This is a genomic window from Shigella sp. FC1967 (genome assembly GCF_001743005.1).
Lineage (GTDB): Bacteria > Pseudomonadota > Gammaproteobacteria > Enterobacterales > Enterobacteriaceae > Proteus.
In genome coordinates this window covers 1-6192 of record NZ_MIIZ01000623.1, presented here as the reverse complement: position 1 = coordinate 6192, position 6192 = coordinate 1, and the positions used below count along the sequence as shown (strand labels likewise).

Here is a 6192-nt window from a genome sequence, read left to right as displayed (position 1 = left end):
TTGTCATTTTATTTTTATGTTTTCATTTTACGTTCTAATAGGTACATATCCTATTAACATTAATTTACTTAATTTAAAAATTATTTATAATGGCTTCTGCAAAATGTTTTTATTTCCAATAAAAATAAAGCACTTTCTAAAAAATGCTTTTATTGTTTATTTATTATGAATAATTTAACTTTATTAAGAAATTTAAATAATTTTTTCTATTAATAGTTTTTCAGTTAGTTCAATAAGTCTTATCACATCTAATGGTGTTTCTATTTTTTTTTATTTCTTCCAAAGAAAACCATTGGAAAGATTTATTTGTTAATTGGCTATTTTTTAACGGTTTACAAAGATAAATCATATCGATGTGATAATGAAACCCTTGCTTTTTATCGTGAATAGGTTCTTTTAAAATGGCGAGCGGTTTTACAAGCTCAATAACATCATGGTTATTTAGGTTAAGGCTAAATTCAGGTTGATAGCAAAGGCACTCACACAATAAACCTGTTTCTTCTTCAATTTCTCTTAATACTGCATCTTGTGGCTCTTCATTTTCTTCTATATGACCACCTGGGGGTAACCAACAACCAATTTTTAGAATGTAAATGGAGAAGAAATTTGCCCTGCTCATTAAAGACAATACCCGTTGCGGTGAAATGACTCTTAGGCACTTCTATTGTCATGATACTCTGATCCTTTACTCTATTTATGTTTATCTAATGTACATCATATCGATTATTATTTTTATGTTAATTATGGCCTTTGGCATTTATTGAAGATTGTTTTATTCCCATTAAAAAATCAGAAAATATTGTTTTAAAGTCCTTACAAGCATTTTCAGGTAGTGTTGCTTCATTTTTTAAATTAATCGCAATATGTGTAACAAATCCATAAATTAAATTCACCACAATATCAGGAGAATAGGTACAAATTTCCTGTTTGTCATAAAGAATATCTACACATTTTTTAATTCGAGGGATAAGAATTTGTGAATCAATTTCGTCCCACTCCTTCCAGCCTAAGACGGAAATTATTTCTTGTAAGGGAATAAGCTTATCTTTATGTTGATAAATATGATCAACACAGAAACTAAAAATAGCGTCTAACTCTTGCCACTTATCATCATAGATAGGAATTTGCACGAGTTTTTCAACGACTTTATCAACCTGAAAAAGGTAGCACTCTTTTAATAGGGCTTTTTTATTACTAAAGTGGTGATAAAAAGCCCCTTTCGTTACTCTTGCATGACGTGATATTTCATCGACAGAAACATCGCAATAACTCTGATTTATAAATAGTTCTTGTGCGGCTTCACGTAATGCTGCACGCGTTTGCTCTGAATTCTCTTGTTGCCGTGATTTTATTTTCATGATAAAACCCTAAAACATACCATAAGTATGTAATAATATATGGGTATCAGTTTTGTGTAAACTGAACAAAATATTTTCAGGAAATTATCATGTCATCTCAGTACAATGGGCTTACCCCTTCAAATACCTTATCCACCTTTAATATAGAAATTATCAAAGAACTTCTTCTCTGGATTGAGGTGAATCTGGAAAAACCGTTGCTACTTGATGATGTTGCGATCCGTTCTGGTTATACAAAATGGCACTTACAACGCGTATTTAAACAAGCAACAGGGTTAACACTTGCTTCGTATATTCGAGGAAGACGCTTAACAAAAGCGGCAACAGAATTACGTTTAACCAAATTGCCCATTCTGACTGTGGCATTGCGTTATCAGTTTGATTCTCAGCAATCATTTACACGTCGTTTTAAAGCTACATTTGGTGTAACACCAACAGAATACCGTAAACTTGATAATCTTTGTGGTAATAACTTTCAGCCGCCAATCAATTTTGATGTTGTTGATTTGCCGATCCCTAAAATTATGGAATTACCTGAAAGTTAATGTTTATGGGATGCAATATCAATATTTTTGCTCTATCGAAGATATAGGAAAATTACACGAAGATATTCGCCACCAATTTTTGGAATGATTTTTTACTGTATACAGATAAAAAATTTTCAGAAAGTACGGTGCTTATCTCATACCAACCTAACACATTACGTAAAAATAAAATCCAGATTGATTATGAAATTGGGTTAAATAGCTTAGATCATTTTACAAAAACCAGCGGTTTTAGAAAAAGGGTGATTGAAGGTGGAACGTTATGTCAGATTTACAATTTAAAGGAACGTTAGAAGAATATTAAACAATTCGCCGATGAAAATTTATTTTTATACCCTGCCTGCATTAGGTTTATGTCGTCGCTTAGGTGCTGATATGAAAGATATATCTGTATAGAAACGGATGTTGATTTAATGGAACTACCAAAAACCTTAGAAATTGATTACTTTGTTCCCATTCATTAATGATCCTCACATAGCCTGACTATTCAGGCTATTTTTATTATAGCTTTATTAAAAGTAGATTAATTTTATAGCGATTATCTGTGCGATAAATTTTTCCTCCCTTGCTTCTGTACAATATTTCACTAAATTAATTGTTTACTTATTATTAGAACAAAATTTCTTATAGCCCCCTACAAAAATAAATAAGGTGATCATGCGTACTCAACTTCTATTTTTACTCTCTACTTTTTTACTTCCTTCTTTTGCTAGTTATGCAGAAATATCAACACATCTACTCCCACGGAAAGATGGTAGTGAAATTAGCTATTACTTGATAAACGCGCTGAAAAAATCAAACTCTATTAGTATTAATGCAAGGCTCTGACTGTAACAGCATTAAAAATAACACGTTTATCCAAGAAACCTTTGGGCAATGGTTACCAAATAGTGATGTTTTAATGGTAGAAAAATACGGCATTACCGCTCAATTACCTTATTCACAATATGAAGGTGAGCGTATTGATTGTCCAAAAAGCTATAAGCGTCATGATAATCCCACACAACGAGCCGAAGATTATGAAGCTGTATTAGATAATTTATCCCCACAGTATCCGAATATTATTTTAATTGGTGGAAGTGAAGGCGCCACGATGGTGCATTTAGTGGTAGCTAAACGAAATGATATTAAAGCAGCGATTGCGTTAAATGGCGGAGGGCGTTTTTTTTCTTGATGATGTTCTTTATAATGTCCGTCATACCACACCGAAAGAACACGTTGAAGAAGCTCTAAATGGCTTTCAGCAATTTGCTGACGCCATAAAAAATAATCAAATAGATGATGAACAATTTATAAGTGAACACAGTAAAATATGGTGGCAACAATTTTTTACTATCGATTTACTTAAAGTCATTAAAAGTAATCAACACACGCCCATATTAATTATTCAGACACTTAATGATACTAATGTAAATGTCGATGCATTTTATCAATTGAGCCAAGATATCAACCAGCCTAATGTGAAATTTATTAAATACGATAAGTTAGATCATGGATTTTATAATGAACAAGGTGAGCGTTTAACGGATGAAATAATCAGCGATATACAGCAGTGGTATTCTCAATATGAAAAACAATCCAAAGAATGATTTAACGGCTTATCTATTATTAGCCTTAGTCTCTATCGTTTGGGGTGGGACTTTTATTGCAGGACGAGTTATCTCGCCTGAGATAGATGGTTTATTACTCGCAACATTGCGATTTGTTATCGCGACTCTCTGTCTGCTGTTTATTTTATTTTTAACGAAAACCAAATGGTATAAGCCAACTAAAAAACAAGGTACTGTTTTACTGTTATTAGGACTATTTGGTATTTTCTTTTATAATTTATTTTTCTTTGAAGGTTTGAAATTAACACAAGCTTCTAGAGCTGCATTTATCGTTGCCTGTAATCCAGCTATGATAGCCTTGCTATCCGCTTTAACCTTAAAAAAAATGGCCTTCACTCAAGCAATTTGTTGGTATTCTATTTTGCCTAGGTGGTGCTTTTTCTATTATTCTCTCTCGTAGTGATATCTCTACTCCCTCTTCATCTTCGGCTAGTTTAGGCGATTTACTTATTGCAGGCTGTGTGCTGAGTTGGGGAATTTATACTGTATTTGCAAAACCCGTTATCCAATCTATTGGCGCTTTATTAACTGTCGCATATTCTGTTTTTATAGGCACTATTTTACTATTAGTCAGCTCTTTAATAATGGGCCGTATTGATATTCTGATCCACACAACATTTTCTCAAATTGATATTGCTTCCTTGCTTTATTTAGGCATTTTTGGCTCTGCCCTTGCCTATTACTTTTATTATGCTGGGATTAAGCAAATAGGCGCGACACGCGCAGGTGTATTTATTGCGTTAAATCCGATTACAGCGGGGATCTTAGGTTATTTTTTACTAAATGAAGCGCTATCAAGTCTTACTCTAATTTCAGGTTTATTGATCTTATTTTGGCATTTTTTTTAGTCAATCGAGAAAAATAATTTTCTCATTTTTATTAGTTCGCATCCTTATTCTCCTATACTTAAATAGTCAAAAATTTGCTTACTAACTGATTTAAAGCAGGATCATTGTATGGTTAATTCTATATAATGATAATTATTCTCTCTTTTAAGTTTAGGATAAGAATGGAAAGCACGACTACACTTTTACGTCTTGATAAAATAAGTTATCAAGTTAATAACAAAACTATCCTCGATAACATCAATTTTTGAACTTCAACCTTCTGAATTTAAACTTATCACAGGGCCTTCAGGTTGTGGCAAAAGCACCTTACTCAAAATTATCGCTTCTCTACTCTCCCCCACAAAGGGAGCCATTTTCTTTGAAAATAAAGACTATTTAACGTTGTCACCCGAAGGATATCGCCAACAAGTTTCTTATTGCACTCAAACACCAATGTTATTTGGTGAAACTGTTTACGATAATCTTAAGTTTCCTTATTTCTTACGAAAACTCTCAGTGGATGATAAAAAGCTGGCACATGATTTGGATTATTTTTGTTTACCTGAATCCATTATGAAGAAAGGAATTAGTGAACTCTCGGGCGGTGAAAAACAGCGTATTTCACTGATAAGAAATCTACAATTTATGCCAAAAATATTATTACTTGATGAGATAACAAGCGCATTAGATGAAGATAATAAAACAAAAGTGAATGATGTTATTCACCATTATGTTAAAGATCAAAATCTTGCCGTGTTATGGGTCACTCACGATCAAAATGAAATAAAACATGCTGATGATGTGATCTTATTACCTTCTCACAATGATGCTTAATTTTTATCCGTCACCCTTTTGTTATGAGCGAACATAATATTATGAACGAACATACGATAAGCAATGAATCTTTGATTTTCTCGCTTTTATTAGTTCTTGTGGCTATTTTTATTAGCCGCAAAGAAAAAACTCGCTTTAGAAAAAGATATTATTTGGAGTACAGCAAGAGCCATCGTCCAACTATTAATTGTTGGCTATGTCTTGACCTATATTTTCCATGTTGACCATTTTATTTTGACCTTCTTAATGGTGTTATTTATCTGCTATAACGCTGCTTATAATGCTAAAAAGCGAAGTAAATACGTTAAAGATATTTTTTTTAATCTCTTTTACTGCTATTACGACTGGGGCATTATTAACGCTAGCCATTTTGTTGCTCACCAGTTCAATTGCTTTTACCCCCATTCAAATTATCCCTATCACGGGGATGATTGCGGGTAATGCAATGATAGCAACAGGGCTTTGTTATAATAATTTAGGTCAACGGTTTCAAAATCAACAACAGCAATTGCAAGAGATGTTAAGCCTTGGTGCGACACCTAAATTAGCCTCAATGAGTATTATTCGAGATAGCATTAAATCTTCATTGATCCCAACTGTTGATGCAGCAAAGACAGTGGGTATTGTCAGTTTACCCGGCATGATGTCAGGGCTCATCTTTGCGGGTGTTGATCCATTACAAGCTGTTAAGTATCAAATTATGGTGACTTTTATGTTGATGGCAACAGCCAGCATTTCAACCATTATTGCTTGCTATTTAACCTATAAGAAATTTTTTAATCAGCGCCACCAGCTTATTAATCTTGAAAACCGATAACTATAGCCACTTAAACTATATTGAAAAAAAGTCACTCAATTGAGTGACTTTTTTTATTCCTTACTAAGAAAGCGGTTTAAAATCTTATATCTTTACTATTTCATCAATATATTTTCTAGAATATATCGTTTTATAAATTATTTCTTCGCTTATTGGCATCAAAACTAGAATTTTTATTATTGATATAATGTTAACCTGTAT

General features: G+C 32.7%; 7 protein-coding genes and 2 pseudogenes. 7 read left to right on the top strand and 2 right to left on the bottom strand.

Going from position 1 to position 6192, the window contains the following annotated elements; genetic code table 11:
- Nucleotides 1-229 precede the first annotated feature (229 nt).
- Both BHE89_RS07780 and BHE89_RS07775 read right to left on the bottom strand, forming a co-directional pair.
- Nucleotides 230-619, bottom strand: a complete 390-nt coding sequence (locus tag BHE89_RS07780; protein WP_286145985.1) for an NUDIX hydrolase — start codon at nucleotides 617-619, stop codon at nucleotides 230-232.
- Between the two features lie 118 nt (nucleotides 620-737).
- Nucleotides 738-1358 (bottom strand): TetR family transcriptional regulator, encoded by a 621-nt coding sequence (locus tag BHE89_RS07775; RefSeq protein WP_069369105.1) that lies wholly within the window; start codon nucleotides 1356-1358, stop codon nucleotides 738-740.
- An 89-nt stretch (nucleotides 1359-1447) separates the two neighbouring features.
- Here BHE89_RS07775 and BHE89_RS07770 point away from each other — a divergent pair, with 89 nt between their 5' ends.
- From BHE89_RS07770 to fetB, 7 genes and pseudogenes are all read left to right on the top strand, one after another.
- Nucleotides 1448-1903 carry a helix-turn-helix domain-containing protein gene (locus tag BHE89_RS07770; protein WP_128860389.1) on the top strand — a complete coding sequence of 152 codons (456 nt, stop codon included), beginning with the start codon at nucleotides 1448-1450 and terminating at the stop codon, nucleotides 1901-1903.
- An 814-nt stretch (nucleotides 1904-2717) separates the two neighbouring features.
- Nucleotides 2718-3077 carry a hypothetical protein gene (locus tag BHE89_RS25335; RefSeq protein ID WP_286145983.1) on the top strand — a complete coding sequence of 120 codons (360 nt, stop codon included), beginning with the start codon at nucleotides 2718-2720 and terminating at the stop codon, nucleotides 3075-3077.
- The gene (locus BHE89_RS25330) at nucleotides 3052-3492 is read left to right on the top strand and encodes an alpha/beta hydrolase (RefSeq protein WP_286145982.1); all 441 of its coding nucleotides are present in this window, start codon (nucleotides 3052-3054) and stop codon (nucleotides 3490-3492) included. Before BHE89_RS25335 ends, BHE89_RS25330 begins: the two co-directional genes overlap by 26 nt.
- A complete protein-coding gene (locus BHE89_RS07760; protein WP_128860388.1) occupies nucleotides 3470-3913 on the top strand; it encodes a DMT family transporter in 444 nt (147 codons plus the stop codon). Before BHE89_RS25330 ends, BHE89_RS07760 begins: the two co-directional genes overlap by 23 nt.
- A 61-nt stretch (nucleotides 3914-3974) precedes the next feature.
- The gene (locus BHE89_RS07755; RefSeq protein ID WP_171742479.1) at nucleotides 3975-4361 is read left to right on the top strand and encodes a DMT family transporter; all 387 of its coding nucleotides are present in this window, start codon (nucleotides 3975-3977) and stop codon (nucleotides 4359-4361) included.
- Nucleotides 4362-4522: 161 nt separating this feature from the next.
- Nucleotides 4523-5174, top strand: a pseudogene (fetA, locus tag BHE89_RS07750) (iron efflux ABC transporter ATP-binding subunit FetA).
- 41 nt (nucleotides 5175-5215) lie between these two features.
- A pseudogene (gene fetB / locus BHE89_RS07745) lies at nucleotides 5216-5991 on the top strand (iron efflux ABC transporter permease subunit FetB).
- The last annotated feature ends 201 nt before the right edge of the window (nucleotides 5992-6192 follow it).

Coding starts and splice junctions, on each gene's coding strand:
- BHE89_RS07780 (WP_286145985.1), bottom strand. CDS start 619: ATGAGCAGGGCAAATTTCTTCTCCATTTACATTCTAAAAATTGGTTGT.
- BHE89_RS07775 (WP_069369105.1), bottom strand. CDS start 1,358: ATGAAAATAAAATCACGGCAACAAGAGAATTCAGAGCAAACGCGTGCA.
- BHE89_RS07770 (WP_128860389.1), top strand. CDS start 1,448: ATGTCATCTCAGTACAATGGGCTTACCCCTTCAAATACCTTATCCACC.
- BHE89_RS25335 (WP_286145983.1), top strand. CDS start 2,718: ATGCAAGGCTCTGACTGTAACAGCATTAAAAATAACACGTTTATCCAA.
- BHE89_RS25330 (WP_286145982.1), top strand. CDS start 3,052: ATGGCGGAGGGCGTTTTTTTTCTTGATGATGTTCTTTATAATGTCCGT.
- BHE89_RS07760 (WP_128860388.1), top strand. CDS start 3,470: ATGAAAAACAATCCAAAGAATGATTTAACGGCTTATCTATTATTAGCC.